Annotated in this window: 2 rRNA genes; both read right to left on the reverse strand. The window is 47.4% G+C overall.

Annotated elements, in window-relative coordinates:
- Positions 1-5: 5 nt before the first annotated feature.
- Positions 6-117 (reverse strand): 5S ribosomal RNA (gene rrf, locus F3J22_RS30195).
- Positions 118-202: 85 nt separating this feature from the next.
- A 23S ribosomal RNA gene (locus tag F3J22_RS30200) occupies positions 203-3,033 on the reverse strand; the annotation flags it as partial.

Below are 3,033 nucleotides of genomic sequence, written 5' to 3' on the forward strand. Positions count from 1 at the left end.
AATAAATATGGCAGCTACCTACTCTCCCGCATTGTTGTGCAGTACCATCGGCCATAAGGGGCTTAACTTCTCTGTTCGGAATGGGAAGAGGTGAACACCCTTGGCAAAACCACCATAAGATCTTTTTGCTTTACAGCAAACTAATAAGATAACATATTGAAGAGTTGTATACTAAGATTGTTGTTTCCAACAAGTAATAAATAAAGTTAAAGCTTACGGGCAATTAGTATTACTCGGCTGTGATGTTACCACCTTTACACCTGTAACCTATCAACGTCGTAGTCTCCGACGGCCCTTAAAAGTAAACTCATCTTGAAGCAGGTTTCACGCTTAGATGCTTTCAGCGTTTATCCTATCCATACATAGCTACTCTGCACTGCACCTGGCGGCACAACAGATACACCAGCGGTATGTACGACCCGGTCCTCTCGTACTAAGGTCATGTCCTCTCAATTTACTAACGATCACAACAGATAGGGACCGAACTGTCTTGCGACGTTCTGAACCCAGTTCACGTGCCACTTTAATCGGCGAACAGCCGAACCCTTGGGACCTTCTCCAGCCCCAGGATGTGACGAACCGACATCGAGGTGCCAAACCTCACCGTCGATATGAGCTCTTGGGTGAGATCAGCCTGTTATCCCCGGAGTACCTTTTATCCTTTGAGCGATGGCCCTTCCATACAGAACCACCGGATCACTTTAGCCTGCTTTCGCACCTGCTCGGCTTGTTTGCCTCACAGTCAAGCACCCTTGTACTAATACGCTCTACGTACGATTACCAACCGTACTGAAGGTACCTTTGCGAGCCTCCGTTACTTTTTAGGAGGCGACCACCCCAGTCAAACTACCCACCAAACAATGTCCCCATTTTCACGGGTTAGACTCTAAATAACAGAAGGTTGGTATTTCAACGATGACTCCACAACTCCTGGCGAAGCTGCTTCATAGTCTCCCAACTATCCTACACATCTGGCATTCAAAATCAATGTTAAGTTGTAGTGAAGGTTCACGGGGTCTTTCCGTCCCGTTGCGATTAACCGGCATCTTCACCGATACTACAATTTCACCGAGCTCGTGGTAGAGACAGTGTGCAACTCATTAGACCATTCGTGCAGGTCGGAACTTACCCGACAAGGAATTTCGCTACCTTAGGACCGTTATAGTTACGGCCGCCGTTTACTGGGGCTTCAGTCAGAAGCTTTGGATTGCTCCGAACATCCTTCCTTAACCTTCCAGCACCGGGCAGGTATCAGGCTCTATACGTCATCTTTCGATTTTGCAGGGCCCTGTGTTTTTGTTAAACAGTTGGTTGCACCATTTTACTGAGACCACATTGCTGTGGTACGCCTTATCCCGAAGTTACAGCGTCAATTTGCCTAGTTCCTTTACCACGGATCACTCGAGCGCCTTAGGATATTCTCCTCGACTACCTGTGTCGGTTTACGGTACGGGCTGCTATAAACGAACCTTAGAAGTTTTTCTTGGAAGTCTGATTAGGGACATTATCAGCGCTGCCGAAGCTTTGCCGTACTATCAGGTTCATCAGGTTCTGCGGATTTACCTACAAAACCTATAACTACTCCCTTTAACGCACTATTCCGTAAGTGCGCAGTCCTTTCACTACTCCGTTACTCCATCGAATTTATAGCAGGTGTTGGAATATTCACCAACTTGCCATCAGCTACGCCTCTCGGCTTTGCCTAAGGACCCGACTAACCCTGATCCGATTAGCGTTGATCAGGAACCCTTAGTCTTACGGCGACAAGATTTTTCATCCTGTTTATCGTTACTTATGCCTACATTTTCTTTTCTAAACGCTCCAGCATGTCTCGCAACACACCTTCGATGCAGTTTAGAATGCTCCCCTACCGTCTAAGCTTACGCTTAGGCCTAGAGCTTCGGTTGTATGTTTGATACCCGATTATTTTCCGTGCCCAAACCCTCGACCAGTGAGCTGTTACGCACTCTTTAAATGAATGGCTGCTTCCAAGCCAACATCCTGGCTGTTTTAGGATTTGAACCGCGTTTGATTAACTTAACATACGATTAGGGACCTTAGCTGCTAGTCTGGGTTATTTCCCTCTCGGCCATGGACCTTAGCGCCCACAGCCTCACTCCCGGAGATTATGTTATAGCATTCGGAGTTTATTAGGGTTTGGTAGGCGGTGAAGCCCCCTAGCCCAATTAGTAGCTCTACCTCTATAACACGTCTATATCCGAGGCTGTTCCTAAAAACATTTCGGGGAGAACGAGCTATCTCTCAGTTTGATTGGCCTTTCACCCCTATCCACAGGTCATCCCATAGCTTTTCAACGCTAATGAGTTCGGACCTCCAGTTGGTTTTACCCAACCTTCATCCTGCCCATGGATAGATCACAAAGTTTCGCGTCTACCCCTACTAACTAAAGCGCTCTGTTAGAACTTGCTTTCGCTGCGGCTCCGGTACTGAAGACCTTAACCTCGCTAGTAAGGAGTAACTCGTAGGCTCATTATGCAAAAGGCACGCCGTCACTCTTGCGAGCTCCGACCGCTTGTAAGCGCACGGTTTCAGGAACTATTTCACTCTCCTGTTCGGAGTACTTTTCACCTTTCCCTTACGGTACTGGTTCACTATCGGTATCTAAGGAGTATTTAGCCTTACCAGATGGTACTGGCAGTTTCACACAGGATTCCTCTGGTCCCGCGCTACTCAGGATACTACACGTCCATCAGAATTTGCACCTACAGGGCTATCACCTGCTACGGCTCATCTTTCCAGATGATTCAGTTTGATCTGACTTTCTAAAAGTAGTCCTACAACCCCGGGTAGAATTGCTTCGACCCGGTTTGGGCTCTTCCCTGTTCGCTCGCCACTACTTGGGGAATCATTTTTATTTTCTTTTCCTGCAGGTACTTAGATGTTTCAGTTCCCTGCGTTGGCTCTCTTTCGAGTGATACACCTTCAGTGTACCGGGTTGTCCCATTCGGAAATCTACGGATGTAACGATCGTTTGCATCTCCCCGTAGCTTATCGCAGCTTACCACGTCCTTC

The sequence above is a fragment of the Chitinophaga sp. Cy-1792 genome (assembly GCF_011752935.1).
Taxonomy (GTDB): Bacteria; Bacteroidota; Bacteroidia; order Chitinophagales; family Chitinophagaceae; genus Chitinophaga.